At 44.2% G+C, this 23,388-nt stretch carries 19 protein-coding genes and 3 tRNA genes; 17 read left to right on the forward strand and 5 right to left on the reverse strand.

The window, feature by feature from the left end:
* Nucleotides 1-84: 84 nt before the first annotated feature.
* Complete coding sequence (locus HXT30_RS00320; RefSeq protein ID WP_016636006.1) at nt 85-351, reverse strand: type II toxin-antitoxin system RelE family toxin; 267 nt, start codon at nt 349-351, stop codon at nt 85-87.
* Nucleotides 335-571: a type II toxin-antitoxin system RelB family antitoxin gene (relB, locus tag HXT30_RS00325; RefSeq protein ID WP_016636007.1), complete on the reverse strand. Its 237-nt coding sequence runs from the start codon at nt 569-571 to the stop codon at nt 335-337. The genes HXT30_RS00320 and relB overlap by 17 nt, the downstream gene beginning before the upstream one ends.
* Before the next feature lie 112 nt (nt 572-683).
* Between relB and argS the strand changes: the two genes are divergently transcribed.
* Both argS and brnQ read left to right on the forward strand, forming a co-directional pair.
* A complete protein-coding gene (argS, locus tag HXT30_RS00330) occupies nt 684-2,480 on the forward strand; it encodes an arginine--tRNA ligase (RefSeq protein WP_422111573.1) in 1,797 nt (598 codons plus the stop codon).
* A 231-nt stretch (nt 2,481-2,711) separates the two neighbouring features.
* Nucleotides 2,712-4,268 carry a branched-chain amino acid transport system II carrier protein gene (gene brnQ, locus HXT30_RS00335; protein ID WP_422111574.1) on the forward strand — a complete coding sequence of 519 codons (1,557 nt, stop codon included), beginning with the start codon at nt 2,712-2,714 and terminating at the stop codon, nt 4,266-4,268.
* A gap of 128 nt (nt 4,269-4,396) precedes the next feature.
* Here brnQ and HXT30_RS00340 read toward each other — a convergent pair whose 3' ends face one another.
* The gene (locus HXT30_RS00340; protein ID WP_016796989.1) at nt 4,397-4,744 is read right to left on the reverse strand and encodes a phenylpyruvate tautomerase MIF-related protein; all 348 of its coding nucleotides are present in this window, start codon (nt 4,742-4,744) and stop codon (nt 4,397-4,399) included.
* A 136-nt stretch (nt 4,745-4,880) separates the two neighbouring features.
* Here HXT30_RS00340 and HXT30_RS00345 point away from each other — a divergent pair, with 136 nt between their 5' ends.
* The 9 genes from HXT30_RS00345 to HXT30_RS00385 all read left to right on the forward strand — a co-directional run bounded on the left by HXT30_RS00345 (nt 4,881) and on the right by HXT30_RS00385 (nt 14,959).
* Entirely contained in the window at nt 4,881-5,390 is a 510-nt protein-coding gene (locus HXT30_RS00345; protein ID WP_415701242.1) for a GtrA family protein, read from the forward strand.
* Between the two features lie 23 nt (nt 5,391-5,413).
* Nucleotides 5,414-6,046, forward strand: a complete 633-nt coding sequence (locus tag HXT30_RS00350) for a histidine phosphatase family protein (RefSeq protein WP_422111575.1) — start codon at nt 5,414-5,416, stop codon at nt 6,044-6,046.
* A gap of 90 nt (nt 6,047-6,136) precedes the next feature.
* Nucleotides 6,137-7,075: a hypothetical protein gene (locus HXT30_RS00355; protein ID WP_422111576.1), complete on the forward strand. Its 939-nt coding sequence runs from the start codon at nt 6,137-6,139 to the stop codon at nt 7,073-7,075.
* Between the two features lie 27 nt (nt 7,076-7,102).
* Entirely contained in the window at nt 7,103-8,665 is a 1,563-nt protein-coding gene (gene gltX, locus HXT30_RS00360; RefSeq protein ID WP_422111577.1) for a glutamate--tRNA ligase, read from the forward strand.
* A 182-nt stretch (nt 8,666-8,847) separates the two neighbouring features.
* Nucleotides 8,848-8,920: transfer RNA gene (locus tag HXT30_RS00365), tRNA-Glu, on the forward strand.
* A 40-nt stretch (nt 8,921-8,960) separates the two neighbouring features.
* Nucleotides 8,961-9,032, forward strand: a tRNA-Gln gene (locus HXT30_RS00370).
* A gap of 723 nt (nt 9,033-9,755) precedes the next feature.
* Nucleotides 9,756-11,204, forward strand: a complete 1,449-nt coding sequence (locus HXT30_RS00375) for a serine/threonine protein phosphatase (RefSeq protein WP_422111578.1) — start codon at nt 9,756-9,758, stop codon at nt 11,202-11,204.
* Between the two features lie 118 nt (nt 11,205-11,322).
* Entirely contained in the window at nt 11,323-12,681 is a 1,359-nt protein-coding gene (murA, locus tag HXT30_RS00380; protein ID WP_050566871.1) for a UDP-N-acetylglucosamine 1-carboxyvinyltransferase, read from the forward strand.
* 184 nt (nt 12,682-12,865) lie between these two features.
* Entirely contained in the window at nt 12,866-14,959 is a 2,094-nt protein-coding gene (locus HXT30_RS00385; protein WP_422111579.1) for a serine/threonine protein kinase, read from the forward strand.
* A 333-nt stretch (nt 14,960-15,292) separates the two neighbouring features.
* Here the strand turns inward: HXT30_RS00385 and HXT30_RS00390 are convergent.
* Both HXT30_RS00390 and HXT30_RS00395 read right to left on the reverse strand, forming a co-directional pair.
* Nucleotides 15,293-15,365 (reverse strand) — tRNA-Ala (locus HXT30_RS00390).
* Between the two features lie 95 nt (nt 15,366-15,460).
* Nucleotides 15,461-16,156 carry a DedA family protein gene (locus HXT30_RS00395; protein ID WP_415701249.1) on the reverse strand — a complete coding sequence of 232 codons (696 nt, stop codon included), beginning with the start codon at nt 16,154-16,156 and terminating at the stop codon, nt 15,461-15,463.
* Between the two features lie 139 nt (nt 16,157-16,295).
* Here HXT30_RS00395 and HXT30_RS00400 point away from each other — a divergent pair, with 139 nt between their 5' ends.
* From HXT30_RS00400 to HXT30_RS00425, 6 genes are all read left to right on the forward strand, one after another.
* Nucleotides 16,296-16,952: a teichoic acid transporter gene (locus HXT30_RS00400; RefSeq protein ID WP_415701251.1), complete on the forward strand. Its 657-nt coding sequence runs from the start codon at nt 16,296-16,298 to the stop codon at nt 16,950-16,952.
* Nucleotides 16,953-17,072: 120 nt separating this feature from the next.
* Nucleotides 17,073-17,342: a 30S ribosomal protein S15 gene (gene rpsO / locus HXT30_RS00405; protein WP_004131651.1), complete on the forward strand. Its 270-nt coding sequence runs from the start codon at nt 17,073-17,075 to the stop codon at nt 17,340-17,342.
* Between the two features lie 472 nt (nt 17,343-17,814).
* Complete coding sequence (locus HXT30_RS00410; protein ID WP_119529153.1) at nt 17,815-20,574, forward strand: polyribonucleotide nucleotidyltransferase; 2,760 nt, start codon at nt 17,815-17,817, stop codon at nt 20,572-20,574.
* Nucleotides 20,575-20,714: 140 nt separating this feature from the next.
* Complete coding sequence (locus HXT30_RS00415; protein ID WP_422111580.1) at nt 20,715-21,578, forward strand: aldo/keto reductase; 864 nt, start codon at nt 20,715-20,717, stop codon at nt 21,576-21,578.
* Between the two features lie 87 nt (nt 21,579-21,665).
* Nucleotides 21,666-22,631 carry a polyphenol oxidase family protein gene (locus HXT30_RS00420; protein ID WP_422111581.1) on the forward strand — a complete coding sequence of 322 codons (966 nt, stop codon included), beginning with the start codon at nt 21,666-21,668 and terminating at the stop codon, nt 22,629-22,631.
* Between the two features lie 32 nt (nt 22,632-22,663).
* The gene (locus tag HXT30_RS00425) at nt 22,664-23,347 is read left to right on the forward strand and encodes a pyroglutamyl-peptidase I (protein WP_415701255.1); all 684 of its coding nucleotides are present in this window, start codon (nt 22,664-22,666) and stop codon (nt 23,345-23,347) included.
* Nucleotides 23,348-23,388 lie beyond the last annotated feature (41 nt).

Consider the following 23,388-nt stretch of genomic DNA (forward strand, 5'->3'; position numbering starts at 1 on the left):
GCAAATAGTTAATCGCAAAACAAAAGCGCTGGAAGTCAACCTTCGACCCCAGCGCTTTTTGTGTATTTAAGCACTTAGTAATAATCACTTATTGTAGATTCTGCTGCGATGATCAATATCTACAACAAAAACGGTCAGCACATTATTTTCAATTGCACAAATTATTCTGTAATCCCTTACTCTATATCTCCAAAACCCCGAATAGTTGCCAGTTAGCGCTTTGCCTCTGATTCGAGGATTGTCGAGATTGCTAATTTCGCGAAGTTCCTTAACGATTTGCTTAGCAATTGTTTTGTCAATTTTCCCTAGCTGTTTTTCAGCCCTTTTAGATAAATTAATCTTCCAAACCAAGGCGCTTCACCACGTCGTCGAGTGGAGACGTTTCTAATTCTCCACGTTTGTATGCTTCAATATCTGCCATTAGTCCATATTCATGTTCAAGTTCATCGATTTGGGCTTCTAGCGCTTGATTCATGTAAAATGAACGAGTGCGGTGAGTGGTTTTAGCGAGCTGATCATAACGATCTAAAACGTTGGAGGGTACTCTTAATCCTGTAATTGTTGCAGCCATTTCTAATCTCCATTGTAAAACATGTAAAACATATATTACCTTATATGCTGAATAACGCAATCCAATACGTTATAATCGCGAAGCATCGCGCGGTAACGCTAGACTGTAAACCATGAATCCAGAAAGCTTAAGTGAATTAATTGAAAAAATTGCTAAAGATTTAGTAGCAAGTGGTAAAGCTGGCAATCTAACAGAAGATTTGATTCCTGCTGCCGAAAAACTTGCAGTTATGAGGCCAAAAGATCGCGCACACGGCGATTGGGCTACGAACGTTGCTATGCAGCTCGCTAAAAAAGCTGGTATGAAGCCTCACGATTTAGCGGAACTTTTTGCAGAGCGCTTGCAAGATGCGGAAGGTATTGCGCGCGTAGAAGTGGCAGGCCCTGGCTTTATTAACATAACGCTTGATTCTGCGTCTGCCGCTGCTGTTGTAGAAGAAGTCTTAAATCAGGGCGCGGATTTTGGCAAAAATACGCATTTGAGCGGCAAAACTTTGAATCTTGAGTTTGTTTCCGCAAACCCAACTGGCCCAATTCATATTGGTGGCACTCGCTGGGCGGCGGTTGGCGATTCTATGGCTCGAGTTTTGGAAGCGAACGGCGCAAAAGTTGTGCGTGAATACTACTTCAACGATCACGGTGAGCAAATCAACCGTTTTGCAAAGTCTTTAGTTGCGGCAGCTCACGGCGAAGAAACGCCTGCAGACGGCTACAAAGGCGCGTATATTAACGAAATCGCGGATGCTGTTATAAAAGAATCGCAAGCAGACGGCGTTGACGTTCTCTCATTGCCGCGAATTGATCTTGGAAAAGACGAGGAAGGATTGCCGCTTGGCGAAGGCGATTCCGAGCAGCGAGAAGAGTTCCGAAAGCGCGCAGTTCCAATGATGTTTGCGGAAATTCGTAAGTCAATGCGCGATTTTCGTGTTGGTTTTGACGTGTGGTTCCACGAGAACAGCCTGTACGAGGACGGCGAAGTTGAGAGCGCTATTGCAGATTTGCGTTCTCGCGGAGACATTTTTGAAAAAGACGGCGCAACTTGGTTTGAATCCACCAAGCATGGCGACGATAAAGATCGCGTAATTATTAAGTCCGACGGCAATTACGCTTACTTTGCTGCAGATATTGCGTACTATCGCAATAAGCGCCACCGTGATCAGAATCCTGCAGACGTAGCAATCTACATGCTTGGCGCGGATCATCACGGCTATATTGGCCGAATGATGGCAATGTGCGCGGCTTTTGGAGACAAGCCAGGCGAAAACATGCAGATTCTTATTGGTCAGATGGTAAACGTTATGAAAGACGGCAAACCAGTGCGCATGAGTAAGCGTGCTGGAAACGTTATTACTATTGACGATTTAGTTGATGCAATTGGCGTTGATGCTTCTCGCTACTCGCTTGCGCGCACCGACTACAACACAAGCGTTGATATTGATTTGGATTTGCTTGCTTCTCACAGCAACGATAATCCTGTGTACTACGTGCAATACGCTCACGCACGCAGCTGCAATGTGGCTCGTAACGCTGCAGATGCTGGAATTAGTGCAGATGGAGCCGATTTAAGCTTGCTTAATACTGAGGCAGATGGCGAAGTGTTGGCTGCTTTGGCACAATGGCCTGCAGCTCTTGCACAAGCTGGCGATTTGCGCGCTCCGCACAGAGTTGCGCATTATCTTGAGGATTTGGCTGCAAGCTACCACAAGTGGTACAACCTTGAGCGCGTAGTACCAATGGAGTTGAGCGACCCAGAAAATCGCTTGCCAGAAGCGGAGCGTGAAGCGGTTCGCATTGCAAAGTGCCCAGAGCCTGCGCGTGCAGCAGCTCGACTTAAGCTTAACGCTGCTGTGCGCACAGTAATCGCCTCTGGTCTTGATTTGCTTGGAGTTTCTGCTCCAGACAAGATGTGATTTAGCGCATTTGCTATTATTGCGCATTTGCCCTTTATTTAGGACGTTAGTTTTTACGCTAGCGTCCTTTTATTTTGATTAGGAGACACGCGCGAAATTGCAAATTTTTGCCGATTAAGTACATGCGATTTATTAATATACCCCCTAATATTATTTTTCGGTTTCAGTTTTGTTATTCAATGCGTTAAATAATATGCTTAAACAATTTTTCACCATATAGGAGGTGTAAGCATGAGCGTCACAACACAAAGTGTCAGCACAGACAGTGCCCCGAAAAAAAGGAACTTGACAATTATTGAGTCCGCATACGTGGCGGTCATGTTGTTTGGCATGTTCTTTGGCGCTGGAAACCTTATTTTCCCAGTATTTCTTGGTGCTAACGCAGGAAACAATTCTGCTCCTGCAACAATCGGCTTTATTGTTACTGGCGTTGGTTTGCCATTACTTGGTGTTACGGCTCTTGCAATGAGCCGCGCAAATGGCCTTTTTGAGCTTTCAAGCAAAGCTAGCAAAAAATACGGCATGTTCTTTACGTGCGTTCTTTATTTAACAATCGGCCCATTCTTTGCAATTCCGCGATGCGCAACAACTTCATACACTGTTGGATTGGAGCGAGTTATTCCGCAAGATGGAAACGGGCAATTGTACTTGTTCTTGTTCTCTGTAGTATTCTTTGCGCTCGCGTTCTTCTTTGCTATGAAACCAAGCGGCATACTCACGTGGGTTGGTAAAGTTCTTACGCCAATCTTCCTTGTGTTCCTAGCGATTTTGGTGTTTACCGCACTATTTTCCCCTATAAGCGGTGCTTCTTCAGATGCTGCTCCTATAGGAAATTATGTTAATAAGTCATTCTTTACAGGATTCTTAGATGGCTACAACACAATGGATGCTTTAGCTAGCTTGGCATTTGGAATTGTTGTAGTTAGCACCATTCGTCAGTTTGGTGTAAAAGATCCTAAAGATGTGGCAGTAAATACTGCTCGCTCTGGATTCTTTAGCTGCTTGCTTATGGCGTTGATTTACGTTGCGATTGTTGTTGTTGGTGTGCGTAGCCGCGCGCTGTTCCCACCTGCGGAAAATGGTGGCGTGACTTTGGCGCAAGTTGCACGCTATCATCTTGGTAACGTTGGCTTATTTGTGCTTGCTGCAACTGTAACTCTTGCATGCTTAAAGACGGCAGTTGGCTTAATCGTAAGCTGTTCGGAAACTTTCTCTAAGCTATTCCCTAAAGGTCCTAGCTACAGAGTTTGGTCTGTATTGATTACGCTTGTTTCGTTTGGCCTTGCAAACTTTGGTTTGAGCGCAATCATCGAATATGCGGTTCCAGTATTAATGTTCTTGTATCCGCTTTCAATCGTACTGATTCTTTTGGCTTTGTGCGGTCGACTTTTTGGAAATTCCAAAGTTGTGTACGCTTGGACGCTTGGTTTTACTGGTGTTGCAGCTGTATTTGACTTTTTGAATAGTTTGCCAACAGCTTTGCGCGACGCATTGCATATAAACGATATGTTGATTGTTGCTCAAAACTGGTTGCCGTTCTCGGAATATGGCATGGCTTGGGTTTGCCCTGCTGCTGTTGGATTTGTTGTTGGCTATGTTCGTATGGTTTTATGTGACAACAAAGGTATGGAAGAGGTTGCTCGTGCAGCTGCTGGCCCAGATCTTGAAGGCAGCGTTGCTAGTAGCGATGATTATTCTTCAAGCGATGCTGATTTTGACGAGTCGGATGTGTTCGCTGTATCTGCTAAGTCTACTGTTGACAAGCCTAATTTTGGCAATCAATCCTAGTGACTAATTCATATTTATTTGTATAGATAGTTGCAATAATAAATAATCGCCATATTACTGCTCGTATGAGCTGCGATATGGCGATTATTGCGAGTTGATAGTTTAGGCTTAAGGCTTGCGACTTGCGACTAGAAGTTGCCGCCGTTCCAACCCCAGTCAGTTGTTGCAGTGTAACGAATGTAAGTGCGGTCTTGTGGCACTCCAAGCTCGCTCTCCAAAGCCGCCATAATTTGCTCAGTTAACTTTTCCCAAGCCGAACCAGGCACGCTAGAGCCAAAAACGTTCACTTCAACGTATGCTGCAGGCTTAGTATTATCTCCAGCAAAATAAATTGGCATATTGTCTTCGAATGGGCACATAAGCCAATGTTCGCTTTTGCCTGGAACTGCACTAATCGCCTTGCCGTATGCTGCTTTTAATGCATCGCGCTGAGCAGGTGTAGTGCTTACAGAAACATGAGTGTGAATAACTGGCATAATCGCTCCTTTGCTAAGTTTTATGAATTTTTTAAGTTTATAAACTTGTGTTGCGCAACTTATGTTACGCAATAATAAACCTGTGTTACGCAATAATTATAGTAAATTGTTAGCCTCCGCGTGTTTAATTGAATGTATGAAAAAACTTATTGAACAGGTTGTTAAGTTTGGAATCGTAGGAATCATTGCGCTGATTATTGACGTAGTATTGCTAAACCTGCTTCTTCTTGTGCATCTTAATAACGTTGTTGCTGGAACAATATCTTTTATAATCTCACTTATTTTTAACTACATTGCCAGCATGAAGTACGTGTTTAAGCACCGCGAAGACATGGCTCGTTGGATGGAATTGCTGATTTTTGTTATTTCTGCAGTTATTGGTTTGCTTATTAACGATGCGATTATTTGGCTTAGCACGCTTGGAATGGTTGAAGCTTTGCGCGGTACTGCGATTTACATGCTTCGCACAAACATTGGAAAGCTTATTGCAACAGTTGTTGTAGCTGTGTGGAATTTTGTTATTAGAAAGTGGCTTTTAGACGACACAAAGTCGCAAAAACCTGATTATGATGCCGCTAAAGACAATACTTTTGCGCATAATTTGGGTGAATGGTCGTTAAGTCACACTCCAAAAGGCTGGAAGTAGGTTTGGAAGTAGGTTTATAAAATATGCAAGCTACGACTATTCATTTTGTGCGCCACGGGGAAGTGGAAAATCCAAATCACGTGCTTTACGAGAGATTGCCAGGATTTCACTTATCTAATCGCGGCTTAAAAATGGCTCGCGCTACAGCAAAATATATTGCGACTGTTCCACAAATGCGCGGAATTAGTGCTATTTATTCGTCTCCTTTGGAGCGCACGCAAGAAACAGCGCAACAAATCGCGAGCGCTTTGCAAATCGGCCCTATTATTCTAGACAATCGTCTAATCGAAGCGGAAAACAATTTTCGAGGGAAAAGAATCGGCTATGGCGAAGGCGCTTTGTGGAAAAACAATAATTGGAAGCTTGTATCTAACTTGTGGAAGCCAAGTTGGGGAGAATCCTACAAGAGTATTGCTGCGCGCGTTGGTGATTTTGCGTGCGAGCAAGTGAAAAATCACCCAGGCGAGCAAATCGTAGCTGTAACGCACGAATCGCCAATATGGTCTTATCGTCATTTGCTAGAAACGGGTCGCGCGGAGCACAATATGCTTTTGCGCAAAACGGCCTTGGCGTCGATTACGTCGATTACGTATGATTGCGCAAATATGAATGTGCTTTCCATCACATATATGGATCCTGCGGCGCGTGTGCAATAGAACGTGTGGAATAATAAGCAATAGACTTTAAAATATGCATAAAAGATGCGTAGAAACTGTTTTTTACAGCTAATGCGAAGGAGCGTTATTATGGGTGATTCTGTAGAAAAGCTGGATTCAAAGGCTTTGAGTCTGCTTGAGTCTGCTGCAAAGTCGGCCGCGGATTTAACTAAATTGTGGCCTTTAAGCGAAGCTCGCCATTTAGATAATGACGCAAAATATGCTGAAAATCTTGAGGTTAGGGCGATTCGCGCTATTGCTCGAATTGTTACGGATTTAGACGTTACTGTTCCAGATGCAGAGTTTGTGTATGAAGGTGCAGACGAAATTCCAGGACGCCCGCAAGAGATAGTCGACGCGCTTTTGGCTGCTGCAACCGCTTACGATGATATGGATTTATGCTACGAACCAGACTATAGTGAATCGCAAGAAGAGCTAGAAAATAACACGAATGATGTTAGCGCTATTTTTAGCAAGCTTGAATCCAATCTTTCTAACGATGTTAACGCAATCAATGGTGCTGCGGATTCTTTAAGTGTTGCTGGTAATTGGAGTGTTGATAGCTTGCAAGATGCGTTTAGATTCGCAAAACAAGAGTGTGATTTTTGCGGACTTAATTCTGTAGAATCGCAAAAAATTACTGCAATACTGTCTATTCTTAAAAGTCTTATTGAAAAAACCAGCAACATTTACGAAACTTTGCCTATATTCCTATATATTAACGAAGTGTGTGAGTGTGCTGGAATTCCTCGAATGATGTTTAAGGATAATCAGTGGCGTGAGCTTGTTGATTGCGTAAAAAGTGGCGATGGTGGCGAAACTGGCGAAAATAGTATGAGCGCGATGGTTGAATTTGCGGCTCCATTGCTTGAGTGTGAATGGTCAAAGCATAAGGAAGACGTTCTTTGGGATCCAGAAGTTGCTAAGAAGCTTGCAAAAGAAGAAGACGATAGAAAGTCCAGAGAAGCGTTGGCAGCAAAGTTTGCGCATGTGGAAGGTAATAAGGAATCAACTCAAGCTCTTGACTAGATAGGCACGTCCGTAACGCGCGGCACAATGGAACCTATGACTGATACAGAGGAAACTCAAGAAGTTGCTAATAATGCAACAAAATCCACAAAGCCTGAACTTCCAAAGAATGTTCGCGTGCGTTTTTGCCCTTCGCCAACTGGTACGCCTCACGTAGGTATGGTTCGTACCGCGCTGTTTAACTGGGCAGAGGCTCGCCACACTCATGGCAAGTTGCTTTTCCGCATTGAAGATACAGATAATGAGCGAGATAGCGAAGAAAGCTACCAGCAGATTATTGAGGCTCTTCGTTGGCTAAATATTGATTGGGACGAGGGCATTGATGTTGGCGGAGAAAATGGCCCGTACCGCCAGTCTCAACGTATGGAGATTTATAAAGACGTAGCAAAAAAGCTTTTTGAAGCAGGATACGCTTACGAATCATTCTCTACTCCAGAAGAGATTAAAGAGCGCAATATTGCTGCAGGGCGCCCAGCTGAGTTTGGCTACGATGGTTACGACAGAAACCTTACTGAGGAGCAGAAGCAAGCTTTCCGCGATGAAGGCAGAAAGCCTGCGCTTCGCTTAAAGATGCCAAATGAAGACATTACTTTTAACGATTTGATTCGTGGCGAAATCACGTTTAAGGCGGGTTCTGTTCCAGATTATGTGATTGTGCGTCCGAATGGCGATCCACTTTATACGCTTACAAACCCTGTTGACGACGCATTAATGGATGTGAACGTTGTTTTGCGCGGTGAGGATATTCTTAGTTCCACACCTCGTCAGATTGTGCTTTACCGTTACCTTATGGAAATGGGTATTGCTAAGGAAACTCCGCTTTACGGCCACATGCCTTACGTTATGGGCGAAGGTAAGAAGAAGCTTTCTAAGCGAGACCCTGAGTCTAACTTGTTCTTGCATAGAGATAACGGCTTTATTCCAGAAGGCTTGCTGAACTACTTGGCTTTGCTCGGCTGGTCGATTGCGCCTGATCGCGATGTGTTCTCTATGGACGAGATGATTGAAAAGTTTGATGTACGAGACGTTAAGGCAAACCCTGCACACTTCGACTTAGACAAAGCAATTTCCATTAACGCTGAACATATTCGCATGCTTGAGCCTCAAGACTTCTTGAATCGTTCTGTGCCTTACTTGCATAAGGATGGCGTAGTTAGTGCGGACAATTGGGATGCATTGACTAGTCGCGAACGCGAAGTGCTTAGCGCTGCTGCTCCTCTTGTTCAGTCTCGCGTGCGCTTGCTTGGTGAAGTTGCTGGTATGGTCGGTAGTCTGTTAAGCGAAGATGGCTACATTGAGCCAGATGACGATGCGCGTAAGCAGCTTAAGGAATCTGCTGGCGATGTGCTCGATGCGGCTATTTCTGCTTTGCAAAGTGTTGATTCTTCTGATTGGCATACGGATTCTTTGCACGAGCTTTTGAACAAGAAGCTTGTTGAAGAAGCTGGTTACAAGCCGCGATTGGCGTTTGGCCCTGTACGAGTGGCTCTTTCTGGCCGCAGAGTTTCACCTCCGCTTTTTGAGTCCATGGAAATCGTTGGCAAAGACGTGACTTTGGCTCGTTTAGCTGGATTGCGTGAGCATTTGTAAAAATGATTAAGCTTTAATGCTGTTTTGCTCCAATGCTTGTTGATTTTTGCTTGCATTGGAGCATTTTTGTATATGATTTGTTGTTGATTTGGTTGTTGTGCGACACGCCGCTAGTTGCATATACTTGCGTTATGTTGTAAAGTCGACATTTGTTGCGTCTAGAGGCGTAGCAAATAAATTAAGCCCCCGTCGTCTAGCGGCCTAGGACTACGCCCTCTCACGGCGCCAACACCGGTTCAAATCCGGTCGGGGGTACAAAGACGGAACGGTTCCAAGAGCCGCGAAGCCTGCCAATTGGGGTATGGTGTAATTGGCAACACAGGTGATTCTGGTTCATCCATTCTTGGTTCGAGTCCAGGTACCCCAGCGAATAGCTCTCGTAATAGCGGGGGCTTTTTTTGTTCGCGAATCGACTTGCATGGGCGCTTTGACTGAGCTTGAAATTGCATAATGCATTTCAAGCTCCTTCAAAGCGTGATTTGGCTCAAATGTAAAGTCCAGTGGACTTTACATGCCAAATCAGCCGAGCGGCTACTAATAGCCGTGAGGAATAGCGTAGCGCGCGAATGCACTTCGATTCGCTGAGCCGCTCAAATGTAAAGTCCAGTGGACTTTGCATGCGGCGAAGACGTTAGCGCGCTTAGACCGCGCTAACGATTACCTACCTTTTTGTGTTATAGGCCAAAAAGTGTGTAAGAAATCATAACTCACGCGTTGCCATACAAGCGTTTGGCGGTAATCGAATCTTACGTGCCTCTTGTGCAAGTCTTGCGCAAAACAAAACCCCCGAGTGATTGGCTCGGGGGTTTGAAAGAAGAGAAGAAGAGAGGTTCAGTTATTAGTTCTAAATCACTGATTATTGTGATTTATTCCGTCTATGCTTTATATCTAACCACTCTTTTCTTAATGCGAATAGGTTATTAGCTTAAAGTTATCTTAAAATATTGTAAAAAAACGCTATTTTTGCGGTGTTTTGCGGTGTTTTGCGTCATCTTGCCTTGTTTTGCGTCATCTTGAATAATCATTAATGATTTTTAGTGTTTTGCCGTGTTTTGTTGATACGCCAGATGCTGTGCCGTATGCTTGAACTATGTTAGAAATTGCAGAATCTGATAAAAGCGACTCTAAGATTTTGAAAAGCAGCCTAAATGAGCAGGAGACTTTTCAAAATGCTAAGTCGTCAAGTTTTGCTAAGTCGTCTAATGCATCTAATACGTCTAATTTGTCTAATTCGTATAGCGCATCTGATTCGTCAAAGCTTCCAACATCCGTCTCTGCAAGATTAGGTAAGTTGCAATTTCATCTTTCGGGAAAATTCCGCGTTTTACAGTTTGCAGATGTTCAAGATGCGCCAAAAATCAGCAAAGACACGATTAAGCTTATAGAGTCTGCTTGCGATGCAGTTAGGCCAGATATTGTGATTTTTAGTGGCAATCAAATTGCAGGGTATGCTAAAGATTTTGCGAACACATTTGTGCGAAGACGCTGGGATGAGTCGCAAGATAACCGTGGAGCAGATGCGCGCAAGGCGCATGAAAAAGATTTGCAAAATACGCGCAAAAAAGTCTTAGATCATATTAAATGCATGGTAAAGCCTTTAGAAGATCGCTCAATTCCTTGGGCGCTAACGTACGGGAATCACGATTTTCAGTGCGGATTAAGCAACGCGGAGCTGGATTCTTTGTATCAAGAGTTTTCGGGATGCTTGAATCGCCAGCAAACCGATGGAGAATTTTCTAGCGGATCCGCAATGTCTCTTCCAAAAAGCATTTTGCCAAATCAAATCATATTTCCTTGTAAAGCAGGAACATTCGCTTTGCCTGTTATGGACGTAAATCAAGAAAAAGTCGTATTTTCTATTGTTCTTGTAGATTCTGGCGATTACGAAAAGCGCGGCGGCTACGGAAGCCCTTCTAGTAAGGCACTTGACTTTTTATCGGATTTGCCAAACTTTTTGCCACCAAGATTTTGCGTTTTTCAGCATTTTCCGCTTCCGCAATACTACGATTTGCTGCGCGAAGTTCCTAAAGATTGCGCTGCTAAAGAACACGCAATCGAAGGATATAGGCGTTTTGCTGGAAAATACTACGCTTTAGACGATAATCGCGTTTTGCCAGATGGATATCTTGGAGAAGGCGTGAGCTGCCCAGATAAAGACAGCGGTGAATACGATATTTTGCAAAAGATTGGTGCTTTTGCTTTTTGCGCAGGGCACGATCACAGAAACGTGTTTGCGGGCAGGTGCGAGGATTCTGGCATGCTTCTAATGGCCACTGCAACGTGCGGATTTGCGTCTTACGGGCCAGTGGCTTCTAAATGCGGAGCAAGGCTTCTTGAGTTTGACATTCGTCACCCTTACGAGCCTAGAACGCAAATGCTGGAATTTGGCGATTTAGTTGGCAAAGCATCGTCTAAGAAAGCGTACACGTATGGATTAAACGCGGATTGTAGCCACGATTTGCCAGAAGTCGATTTATTACAAAAGCCTTCACTTTTTGCAAGGATCTTAAGAAGATGGCGGTCTATAGTTGCAAAATAGCACGGATTATTTAGCATTGGCGCGAATTTGAGCGCGATTGCAACGTAATTTACATGCGATTGGCACGCGTATCGGTATTATAGTTAATTAGTTTTAGTTGCAAACGAAAGAGGTAAATGTGTCTGCGCAAAACACGGCTGAACATAACGAAAGTGGCATCGACGCTGCAGACGTTTTACATGTAGAAGGTGGCAAGCCGCTTAACGGAACGATTAAAGTTCGTGGCGCAAAAAACTTTGTTAGCAAGGCAATGGTTGCAGCGCTCCTAGCTCCTGGAAAATCCGTGTTAAAGAATGTTCCAGAGATTAGAGATGTTCATGTTGTTTCGGATTTGCTTCGATTGCACGGCGTAAACGTAAACGTTGATGGCGCTGCAGGCGTTGTTAGCATTGACGCAAGCAATGTTCAACTTGCAGATGTTGCAGACGTAGACACGCTGTCTGGGTCTTCTCGTATTCCTATTCTGTTTTCTGGCCCGCTTCTTCACAGGCTTGGCGAGGCTTTTATTCCAGCGCTTGGTGGGTGCAATATTGGCGGTCGTCCTATAGACTTCCATCTTGAAACTTTGCGCAAGCTTGGCGCAAATGTAAACAAAGACCACGAAGATGGTATTCATATTACTGCTCCAAACGGTTTGCGCGGAACTAAAATCCATCTTCCTTACCCTTCGGTTGGTGCCACTGAGCAAACTCTTCTTGCAGCTGTTCTTGCAGAAGGCAAAACGGAGCTTTCTGGAGCTGCAATCGAGCCAGAGATTATGGATTTGGTGGCCGTTTTGCAAAAAATGGGCGCAATCATTTCTGTAGACGTTGATCGCACATTTAGGATTGAGGGCGTAGATAAGCTTCAAGGTTACAATCACACTGCTTTAACAGATAGGATTGAGGCGGCATCTTGGGCTTCCGCTGCGCTCGCAACTCACGGAGATGTGTTTATTAAAGGCGCAACTCAGCCAGAAATGATGACATTCTTAAACGTTTTCCGCAAAGTTGGCGGTCAGTTTGACGTTGCAGATAACGGTATTCGATTCTGGCATCCAGGCGGAGACTTGCATCCAGTTGCTATTGAAACCGACGTTCATCCTGGTTTTATGACAGATTGGCAGCAGCCACTTGTTGTTGCTTTAACGCAAGCTAAAGGCTTGAGCATTGTGCACGAAACAGTGTATGAGAATCGTTTTGGCTTTACAAAACCGCTTGTGCAAATGGGCGCAATGATTCAGCTGTATCGCGAGTGCCTTGGCTCGCTTCCTTGCCGATTCCAGCAGCGCAATTACAAGCATTCTGCTGTGATTTTTGGGCCAACGCCTCTTACTGGTCAAGATATTGATGTTCCAGATTTGCGTGGCGGCTTTAGTCATCTTATTGCAGCTCTTACAGCAAAAGGACCGTCTAATGTTAAGGGCATTTCGCTTATTGACCGCGGTTATGCAGATTTTAGAGGCAAGCTCACTGCTCTTGGTGCAGACATTGATTGATTAGTGTTATTAATGCTAGCAATGTAAGCAATGTAAGCAATGTGGATAACTTTTCCCTTATTTTTCTAGGGCTTTGATGGCTTTGGTACACATTTTCCATTAAGTCTTTTCTTTGCACGAATTAGTGCATAGAGTTTAGCGCACAGGATTATTATCGGTTTGATTTTATGAAAGTGCGGTAAATATGGTTTGTGTAGGTGGAAAATATCAGCTTTTGGGAAAGCTTGGTTCGGGCGGAACTTCTAGCGTTTATCTTGCAGTAGACAATGTTTTACACAAAAAATGGGCTGTTAAAGAAACGTCTAATGAGAATTTAGATAGTGATAAAAAAGCTTTGATTTTGCAATCGCTTCGAGCGGAAGTCGAGGTTTTGAATCATTGCAATCATCCTAGTATTCCTAGAATCGTTGATTTCTTTGAAGAAAATGGCAGAGCGTACGCAGTTCGCGACTATGTTGAGGGAAGTTCGCTAAAAACGATTATTGCGCAAAGCGGAGTTATTACTCCTAGTCAAGTATGCGCTTTAGGAATCCAGCTATGCGAATTATTGCAATACCTTCACTCGTTAAATCCAGCTGTTGTTTATTGCGACTTAAAGCCTTCTAACGTTATGATCTCTAATGATTCTAGTGTGCATCTAATTGATTTTGGCTCTGCATTAGAGCTTAAAGGCGAAGATGGTGTTTTGGTGCAACCAAGTCGATTTAAGCAAGATGCGCGTTTTGCAACATGTGGATTTGCAGCTCCCGAGCTTTTTGAGCAGGATGCTAAAATCGGCGTTTTTACAGACGTTTATGCGCTTGGAGCAACGTTGTTTTACGCGCTTACGGGTACGTGCTATTGCGAGAGTTCCAATCATTCTGATTCCTCTTTAAGTTTTAACAATTCCAATTTTTCTAGTTTTTCTAGTAATCAGACTTTAGATTTTAAGGATTCTAATAAATCTCATCCGCTTACTAACTTCGACTTGAGCTGCGACGATTGCGATAGTGGTGTGCGCTATGTGTTAATGCGCGCATTGGCGCATAATCCAAAGGATCGATACGAAGATTGTGCGGAGTTTTCTCAAGCGCTAAAAGATTGTTTAGAAGATTTAGAATTTGGCGAAAAAGTTGAATCAAATATGGGAGAATCTGGTCTTGTTTTGCGCAATAAAAGGCGTGCAAGAGGTGCGCAAACGCGCAAAAAATATGATGCAAGTCGTAGCAGCCGTGCTAGAGCGCGATTGCGCGTAGAAAGTGGTAATCAAAATATTGGCAAAAGACACAAGAAAAATGGTGTTAAAAATGGTGTTAAAAATGGCAAGAAAAATATTTTTAAGATTGTTTGTTGCGTCTTAATGGCATTTATTGGATGTGTTGTTTTTGCATTTGCTTGTAAATCTGTAATAACAAATGCAGGCAGAGTGAAAGTAATAGAGTCGCGATTATATGTAAAAAGCGGAAATATTTCTACAAAAAACAAGCATGCGAGCAATATAACAAGCAGTGTGCAAGAGTATAAAAAATACATGGTTAAGGCTGCAAAATCAACAGATTCTAAGCAGATTGTTGAATACGTTAATAAAGCTATGTTTTTACAAGTAAAGCTTTTTAACGCAAATGTTCAGCCTATGTCTATTCAGCCAGCGTTGCGACTTTTAGTAAACCAGATTGAAGATTTTCGGTGGAGCGCAAGCGAAAGAGAAGATTTTACGTCGTTTGTTAATAAGTACAAGTCGGATCTTAAAAAATCCGAAGATTGGTATGAATTATGCTTATCTGTTGGAAAAGCGTATTGGTATTACGGGGTTAAAGATAAAGAAGAATCAAGCAGTGCGAATAGAAAGGAACGAATTGAACAGTCTGTAAAGTGGTTTGAAGAGGCGTTAAAGGGTGTTAAAGCAAAGGATTATGAGTCGGCGTTAATGTATTCTACGCTTGGTAAAGGCTACTTAGATCTTACAAACTATTCGCAAGGTAAGCCAACGCCTAAAGTGCGAGAGTATGCTGGGAAGCTGCGCGCTTTTGTTGAAAATGCAAAGAAAAACGAAAATGAGATTGTAAAAATAGATGCAAGTGAGATTGTGTTTGAGTCACTGAACTCTTGGAGTGCGCAATTTAAGGCAGATGGCGTAAATCAAGATATTGTTGAAAAGATTTTTGACGATGCGTTGGATTTAGCACGGTCTTTGAAGTCGCAAAATAAAAACGTTGATAACAGAGTTAAGAGCATAATGAGTCAGGCAGCTCCGCTTATAGATTCGATTGAAAACACATTTGATAACAGCGGCGTTTAGGATTTAAAGATTTCGCCAAGCAAGGTAGAGATTCGAGATTTTTCGCACTGAATGAGATGAACCTCAGCGCCGAAGGTGGTGATTCATCGAATGAAGAAGAAAAATCGAGAAGCTCAGTGATGAAAGCTACGCAAAAGTCTTAGATATTCAGAAGGTTTGATGTATTTCTATACGAGCAATAAAAGAGGAGCGTAGCGACGGGACTTGCGAGGAGAGAAATACTCAAACCTCGCGCAATACCAAGTAAAGAAATACTCAAACCTTGTTAGCTGTAAATAAGGGGGATTTGCAAAGAAAAAGCCCACTGCGGTGGAATGAATGCAGTGGGCTTAGTGGAGCTAATGGTAATCGAAACCACGACCTCTTCGATGCGAACGAAGCGCTCTACCAACTGAGCTATAGCCCCAATGTTTTACACAACTCTGCACACTGTACTACAAAATGCGTAAAAGTACAACGCTAACAGCGTTGGAGTGTTGTAAAACGTTGCTAATTCTTTGGTTAATCTTGCTGCGATTTGCCTTCCGATTGCTTTTTAGCTTTGTTTGCAGCATGAGCTTTATAAAGTCCAATAAAAGTTGGCACAAGAGAAATCAGCAAAATCGCCACTATAACAAGCTCAAAATTCTTTTGAACAAAAGGAATGTTGCCAAAGAAGTAGCCGAGAAGAGTAAAAAGCGACGACCACACTATTCCACCAAGAACAGAAAAAGGAGTAAAACGAGTCCAACGCATGCCAGAAATGCCAGAAATAAAAGGCATAAATGTGCGAATAAATGGGAAGAATCTGCCTAAGAACACTGCAATTGGTCCCCACTTATCAATCATTTGCTCTGTTTTAGCAATGCGTTCTGGCGTTAGGGCCTTAACTTTGCCTGATTCAACGATTCGCCTGCCGAAAAAGTGGCCAATAAAGTAGTTGCATTGGTCGCCAATAATTGGTGCAAGCCAAACAGCTACGAGCAAAATCGCAAGTGGAAGCGAGCTTTTACCAGTTTGTGCATCTGGAGCTGCAAAGAATCCAGCTGCAAAAAGCAAGGAATCGCCAGGCAAGAATGGGAAGAACACAACGCCTGTTTCAATAAAGATGATTAGAAAAATCAATCCTAGTGCGGGTGCAGTTCCCATAGCAATCCAGCCAGCTATAGCAGAGCGCGGATCTTTAAGAAGGTTAAGAATAAAATGAATAAAACCCATGTGTGTACCTAAATCTGTTTGTGATTGCGAATTTTGTTGCAATCGCGTGGAGTATCATTATATTGCACGCTTTAGATAGGGGAATGTGGCTGGTAAGGTATTCATTTAGAATTTAGCACGTTAAAGGAGAATGCAAGAGATGGCTCAGTGTAAAGCAAACGCTAATGCTGCTAATGCTAACGCAGATGAACCCCTTGAGTCGCCTGGCGAATTGGAGTCGGAGCTGTCTATAGCAGATATCTCCAAACGCCACTCAAATCCTAAGCGCTGGGTGCTTTATTTTGCGATTCTTCTTGTAGCGGTTGTTGTTCCTTATTGGGCGGGTAGAACTTTGGCAGTTCAGCATACTGCTTGGGTTGTTAAGAATTTTTCTGGATTATCTGCACAGGGAGTTGTGTTTATTGCTTGGGTTACAACAGTTGCAACTGCTACAGCTTTGGCAATGGCGCTAATTGAGTCTAGTAGATGGCTTTGGCGATTCTTGTTTGTTGTTTTTCTAGCGATTGAACAATTTATTAGCGGATTATGCTTATTGCGCTTAAGTTTTTGGTATTCAACATACGTAGTTTACGGACCAGCAAGTGGGCTTGCGAATGCAGCAAATCTTGGAATAATCTCTGCTGGATTTGGCGTTGCTGTTTATGCGATTTTATTTGTTGGATTGCTTGTAACGGTTCCTAAAAAATCGCGATTAAACGTTTTGACTCGCAGCTGGGCTTCGTTCATAATGTTTTACGCTATTGAAGTTCTTGCGATTCTTGTTGTGATTTTTGGTGGATTCATGACTGCTATGTAGTCTTTATAAGCTTGTTTGGGCATAGTTGTAACATTGAAACTCGGCGTGTAACGCCCGCGGATTTGCAAGCGCTGTATTAAAGGATGCGGCACCGCGCAGTAACTACATAAGGAGGACGCCGTGGCATTAACGGCTGAAGATAAGAAGAACATTATCAACGAATACGCAACGCACGAGGGTGACACGGGTTCCCCAGAGGTTCAGGTTGCTTTGCTCAGCAAGCGCATCTCCGACCTTACCGATCACTTGAAGGAGCACAAGCATGATCACCACTCTCGTCGTGGTATGATGCTCATGATTGGTGACCGTCGTCGTCTTCTTGATTACTTGAAGCGCGTAGACATTAATCGCTATCGTTCTTTGATTGATCGACTCGGATTGCGTCGATAAGTCTTTTTGCCCGAGCATAAGCTCGGGCTTTTGTATTTATGCATCTGTATTTATACGTATTGTTTATGCAATTCTAGTGAATTTAGTGTGTTTGAAGTAGAATTAAAAAGCTTGATTAAATGGCTGAATTTGAGGTTTGAAGATTTAAGTTTGAAGATTTAGGATTAACGATTTAGATTCTAAGCTAAATAATTTAAGAATAATTGATTTAAGGTTAAACGATTAAGATTTAAGTGATTTAAGATTTAAGCGATTTAGTTTTAGCAAGTTCTTAAGTTTGCAGGATTTATAACTGAAGAATAAAACATAATTGAATATGGATGATTGAAGTAACCGAAACAAAAAACTACGAAATGTTGGTTATGCATTTTGCAAAGATTCGCGCGGATGTTAGGCAAAGGTAACAAAAAAGCGAGTCTGCCAATGACGACGCATGTTGGTTGATTAGGTAAGTTAAGAAAAGGAGGAACCCGTGGAGGGTCCCGAAATTAAGGCTGTAGAAGCCGTTATTGATAATGGTTCATTTGGAAAGCGCACGCTGCGTTTTGAAACAGGTCGCCTCGCTCAGCAGGCGGATGGTGCTGTTGCCGCATACTTGGATGACGATTCCATGATTTTGTCGACGACGACTGCAGGATCTAGTCCAAAAGAAAACTATGACTTCTTCCCACTGACTGTTGATGTGGAAGAAAAAATGTACGCTGCTGGTAAGATTCCAGGATCTTTCTTCCGCAGAGAAGGACGCCCGTCAAATGAGGCAACGCTTGCGTGCCGTATTATTGACCGCCCATTGCGCCCACTTTTCCCACACACTTTGCGTAACGAAGTGCAAGTTGTAGAAACGATTTTGGCGATTAATCCAGATGATGCTTACGACGTTATTGCTTTGAACGCTGCATCTGCTTCTACTATGATTTCTGGTTTGCCATTTGAAGGTCCAGTTTCTGGTGTGCGTTTGGCTTTGATTGATGGCCAGTGGGTTGCATTCCCTCGTTGGAGTGAGCGTGAGCGCGCTGTATTTGAGATTGTTGTTGCTGGTCGCGTTATTGAAAATGGCGATGTTGCGATTGCAATGATCGAAGCTGGCGCTGGTAAGAATGCTTGGAATTTGATTTATAATGAGGGTCAAATTAAGCCAGATGAGGAAGTTGTAGCTGGAGGCTTAGAAGCCGCAAAGCCGTTCATTAAGGTTATTTGCGAAGCGCAAAATGAGTTGAAGCGAATTGCGTCTAAGGAAACCAAGGAATTCCAGCTGTTCCCAGAGTATACGGATGAGCTTTATGCAAGAATCGATGAGATTGCTCATGCAGATTTGAACGAGGCTCTTTCTATTGCAGAAAAGCTTCCACGCCAAGACCGCATTGCGGAAATTAAAGAAGGCGTGCGCGAGGCGATTGCGCAAGAGTTTACCGATATGGACGAAGCCGAGAAAGAAAAGGAACTCGGCAATGCGTTCAAGGAGTTGCAGCGCCAGATTGTTCGTCGTCGTATTTTGACGGAAGATTACCGTATTGACGGCCGCGGCTTGCGCGATATTCGTACGCTTAGTGCAGAAGTTGATATTGTTCCTCGCGTTCACGGTTCTGCGCTCTTCCAGCGCGGCGAAACCCAGATTTTGGGCGTAACTACTTTGAACATGCTTAAGATGGAGCAGCAAGTGGATGCGCTTTCTGGCCCACAAACCAAGCGCTACATGCACAACTACGAGATGCCTCCATACTCCACTGGCGAAACGGGTCGCGTTGGTTCTCCAAAGCGCCGCGAGATTGGTCATGGTGCTTTGGCAGAGAAGGCTTTGGTGCCAGTTTTGCCAAGTCGCGAAGAGTTCCCATACGCCATTCGTCAAGTATCGGAAGCTATTGGTTCCAACGGTTCTACGTCTATGGGCTCTGTGTGCGCGTCTACGCTTTCCTTGCTCGCTGCTGGCGTTCCTTTGAAGGCTCCAGTTGCTGGCATTGCTATGGGCTTGGTTTCGGGAGACGTTGATGGCAAGCACATCTTTAAGACTTTGACCGATATTCTTGGCGCAGAAGATGCGTTTGGAGATATGGACTTTAAGGTTGCTGGTACGTCTGAATTTATTACTGCTTTGCAGCTTGATACTAAGCTTGATGGCATTCCAGCAGACATTTTGGCTGCCGCTTTGCAGCAAGCTCACGAGGCACGCACGACTATTCTTGAAGTGATTAACGAGTGCATTGATTGCCCAGCAGAGATGAGCCCATTTGCTCCACGCATTATTACAACTACGATTCCTGTAGATAAGATTGGCGAAGTGATTGGCCCTAAGGGCAAGATGATTAACCAGATTCAAGAAGAAACTGGTGCCGAGATTGCTATTGAAGATGACGGTACTGTGTACATCTCTTCCGAAGGTGGCGAAGCTGCTCAAAAGGCTAAGGAAATCATCGACTCTATTGCAAATCCACGTATTCCAAAGGCTGGCGAGACTTTTACTGGCAAGGTTGTTAAGACTACGAGCTTTGGTGCTTTCGTAAACTTGACTCCTGGAAGCGACGGCCTGTTGCATATTTCCCAGATTCGTAATCTTGCTAACGGTGAGCGCATCGACACCGTTGAAGATGTGCTTAAAGAGGGAGATACCGTAGAAGTAATCGTGCAAAGCGTAGACGAGCGCGGCAAGATTTCTTTGGCAATTCCAGGTTTTGAGAATCAAGAGTCTTCGGCGCCAGCGCCTCGTGAAAATCGTGGTCGTGGATCTCGCGAAGATCGTGAAGATAGGGATGATCGCAGAAGTGACCGTAGGCGTGCTCCGCGCGACGATAGGGATGATCGTGGAGACAGAGGAGATAGAGATGATCGTCCTCGCCGCCGTAGCGTTCGCGATGATCGCGATTCGCGTTATGACGATAGGGAAAATCGTTCGGATCGTTCCAGCCGCTACGATGAGCGCTCTTCTAGAAGAGATGATCGCAGAAGCGATCGCTACGATAACAACGATTATGAAGACCGTCCTCGCCGCCGCGCTCCTCGCGACGACCGATACGACGAGCGAGATGATAGTGCAAGTGAGCGCGCAGAGCGTTCCGATCGTTCCGACGACCGCGCAGAGCGTCCTCGTCGCAGCTCGGATCGCAGAGTGAGCGACCGCAATTTGCGCTACGCTGCAGACGACGACCACTACGATGAGTACCGCGCTGCTCGCGAGGAGCGCGCAGAACGCCCTCGTCGCAGAATCCGCCGCGATTTTGACCCATTTGACGAGGACTAATCGCAAGATAATCGCAAGATAAAGATGCAAGCGCATAAGCGCCTAGTCATATAAAATAAAAAATCTAAATGCCTTCAAGTTGCTTTTTGCGCTTGGGGGCATTTTGAAACAGTTTTTAAAACATTTGAACAGGAGCAAAAATGGCCATGAATCGCACTCTAGGATCGTTCAACACTACAGCTATCGGTTTTGGCGAGATGCCTCTAACGATTGAAAACAATCTTGGGCACAGTATGGGCATTGAAACAATCCACGCTGCTCTAAACGCTGGTTGCACGCATATAGATACGGCATGGGCGTATTATTGCTCGGGCGGCGAGGAACAAACTGGCGAAAAGCTTGTGCGTGAGGCGTTGGAAAGCTGGAATGGAGACAAGTCTTCGATTCTTGTTGCAACAAAAGTCGGTCACTTCCGCAACTTTACAGATGGCAAGCCAACGTGGGGTAAAGATGGAAAGCCAGAACATTTGATTGCGCACGCTAAAGAGTCGGCAATGGCTCTTGGTGTAGATACGATTGATTTGCTTTACTTCCACAGGCCAGATCCAGAAGTTCCATACAACGAGTCGATTGAAGCAATGCAACAGCTGCTTGATGAGGGAGTCGCGCGAGAAATCGGCATTTCTAACGCATCTGTTGAGCAGATTGACATTGCGCGTGGGATTTTGGGAGAAAAGCTTGTTGCTGTTCAAAATCAGTATTCGCCAGTGCATCTAGAAAACGAAGACACTTTGCAATATTGCAAGAAGCTTGGAATTGCGTTTGTTTGCTGGAGTCCTCTTGGAGGGTTCCGTCACCCGTACGACGAGCATCTTTTTGACCCATTCCGCAAAGTGGCAAATGATCACAGCGTTAGCTATCAACAGGTTGTTTTGGCTTGGGAGCTTGCAAAGGGCAGCAACGTTTTTGTTATTCCAGGTGCGCATAGGCCAGCTACGATTTTAGATAGCTTAAAGGCTGCAGATTTGCAATTAAGCGACGAAGAATTAGCTTATTTGGGTTAACTTAATTTTGATTAACTTATTACAGCGAATAAGTTGTTATTGCAAATAATTTGTTACATAAAATAAGACAAAACGAAAGCGAATAATATGCAAGAAACTAGCGTAGCAGGAATGCCGCTTGCGCACGAAGACGAAGACGGCTTGCCGATTCCAGTGACGATTCCAGTGCCACTTGGCGCACGCGCTCATGCCGTTTTTACAACGCGATTAGGTGGAATTTCCGAAGGTGCGTTTGCTTCGCTTAATTTAGGAGGCAAGGCTGGTGACGATGCTAAATCTGTGTTTAGCAACCGTTGTGCTTTGCAACGCGCGCTTAAATCTGACTTGTGCCTTGTTAGCCAAGTTCACGGAAATAGCGTATTTGATGCAGATCCAATAGTTGATTCGTGGAACACTCCGTACGGATTTGATGCTACAGGTTTTGCAGATTCACACGCTAGAATCGAAGCAGACGCGCAAGTTTCAACTGCTTGCTCGCTTGCTTTAGGAATGTTTGCTGCAGATTGCTTGCCAGTTTTGCTTGCAGATAGTGAATCTGGCGTAATTGCTGCAGCACATTGTGGCAGAAAAGGCTTAATGGATGGCGTGCTTGATTCTGTTATTGAAGCAATGTGCGAAAAGGGAGCCGAACGCTCGAATATAACAGCTGTTTTGGGGCCATGCATTTGTGGTGATTGCTACGAAGTTGGCGAAGAAATCGCGCGCGACTTTGAACGCCGATACCCACAAACTGTAACGCAAACGCGTTTTGGTGGACTTGGAATTGATATTGCAGAAGCTGCTCGCATTGATTTAGCGCTTGCAGGAGTTGCAAACATTGTTGACGCTTTGCCGCGTGTTACTGCTGCCACACAATATTTGGCTAAAGATGAAGAGTTGCAAACGATTTGTAAGGTAGACGGCGAAGGCGAAGCGCTGGAAAATCGCCTGCAGGCGTTGCAAAACCCAATGTGTACGCTGGAAAATCCATTATGGTATTCTCACAGACGCGCTGGTCTTGCAGGAAAATCTCACGAAGGACGATTGCTTGCGCTTGTAGTCAAAGACAAGTAAAAAGCAAAGCTATTGCGTAGAAAGCTATTGTTATGAATCAAATTAACGTAGTGATTTCTGGGTTTGGGCCATACGAGGATTTAGAAGTAAACCCGTCGCACGAAGTGCCACTGGCGCTCGAACACGCCAAAAATGGCGATTTAGCATCGGATTTTAATCTTCCAGAAGATGTTAGCGTAAAAATTACGTCTGTAATGTTGCCAATCAGCTTTGCAAACGCTTGGCCGCATCTTTTAGAAACGATTAACGCGCAAGACGCGGATATTGTGATTGCAACAGGCGTAAAACACGCGGCTCGTGGAGTGCAACTAGAACGATGCGCTACAAACATAATGGATGCGAATAAGCCAGACGTAGATAACCACACTCCTCAAAGCGTGCAAATCGTTGAAAATGGGCCTGCCGCGTACTGGACTAGGCTGCCGCTAAGAATGATTCTAAACGATTTTGCTCATAGTGGGATTGCGTCTACGCTAAGCTCGGATGCAGGAACATACGTTTGCAATTCGCTGTTTTATAGATTGCTAGATTGGGCGTCGAATAATTCTAAAAAGCGCATAATCGCAGGGTTTGTAAGTTTTCCGCCAGTGGTTGCGTTGCATGATGCACGCCACGGGCTGCCATTAGACGCGCAAATAAAAGCTGGAAAAAGCATAATTTGCGAAGCTGTAAATTACTATATGAAACCTTCATCTTCGGGAATATTGCTCAAGTAATTCGCGCGACACGCTCGAGTGTTTTAGCAACTAAAGTGATA

It is taken from the genome of Gardnerella sp. DNF00571G (assembly GCF_049262695.1).
Lineage (GTDB): Bacteria > Actinomycetota > Actinomycetes > Actinomycetales > Bifidobacteriaceae > Bifidobacterium > Bifidobacterium piotii.

Excerpts from the sequence above, each read along its gene's own strand:
- relB (WP_016636007.1), bottom strand. The coding sequence starts at position 571 with ATGGCTGCAACAATTACAGGATTAAGAGTACCCTCCAACGTTTTAGAT.
- argS (WP_422111573.1), top strand. The coding sequence starts at position 684 with ATGAATCCAGAAAGCTTAAGTGAATTAATTGAAAAAATTGCTAAAGAT.
- brnQ (WP_422111574.1), top strand. The coding sequence starts at position 2,712 with ATGAGCGTCACAACACAAAGTGTCAGCACAGACAGTGCCCCGAAAAAA.
- HXT30_RS00340 (WP_016796989.1), bottom strand. The coding sequence starts at position 4,744 with ATGCCAGTTATTCACACTCATGTTTCTGTAAGCACTACACCTGCTCAG.
- HXT30_RS00345 (WP_415701242.1), top strand. The coding sequence starts at position 4,881 with ATGAAAAAACTTATTGAACAGGTTGTTAAGTTTGGAATCGTAGGAATC.
- HXT30_RS00350 (WP_422111575.1), top strand. The coding sequence starts at position 5,414 with ATGCAAGCTACGACTATTCATTTTGTGCGCCACGGGGAAGTGGAAAAT.
- HXT30_RS00355 (WP_422111576.1), top strand. The coding sequence starts at position 6,137 with ATGGGTGATTCTGTAGAAAAGCTGGATTCAAAGGCTTTGAGTCTGCTT.
- gltX (WP_422111577.1), top strand. The coding sequence starts at position 7,103 with ATGGAACCTATGACTGATACAGAGGAAACTCAAGAAGTTGCTAATAAT.
- HXT30_RS00375 (WP_422111578.1), top strand. The coding sequence starts at position 9,756 with ATGTTAGAAATTGCAGAATCTGATAAAAGCGACTCTAAGATTTTGAAA.
- HXT30_RS00385 (WP_422111579.1), top strand. The coding sequence starts at position 12,866 with ATGGTTTGTGTAGGTGGAAAATATCAGCTTTTGGGAAAGCTTGGTTCG.
- HXT30_RS00395 (WP_415701249.1), bottom strand. The coding sequence starts at position 16,156 with ATGGGTTTTATTCATTTTATTCTTAACCTTCTTAAAGATCCGCGCTCT.
- HXT30_RS00400 (WP_415701251.1), top strand. The coding sequence starts at position 16,296 with ATGGCTCAGTGTAAAGCAAACGCTAATGCTGCTAATGCTAACGCAGAT.
- HXT30_RS00415 (WP_422111580.1), top strand. The coding sequence starts at position 20,715 with ATGGCCATGAATCGCACTCTAGGATCGTTCAACACTACAGCTATCGGT.
- HXT30_RS00420 (WP_422111581.1), top strand. The coding sequence starts at position 21,666 with ATGCAAGAAACTAGCGTAGCAGGAATGCCGCTTGCGCACGAAGACGAA.
- HXT30_RS00425 (WP_415701255.1), top strand. The coding sequence starts at position 22,664 with ATGAATCAAATTAACGTAGTGATTTCTGGGTTTGGGCCATACGAGGAT.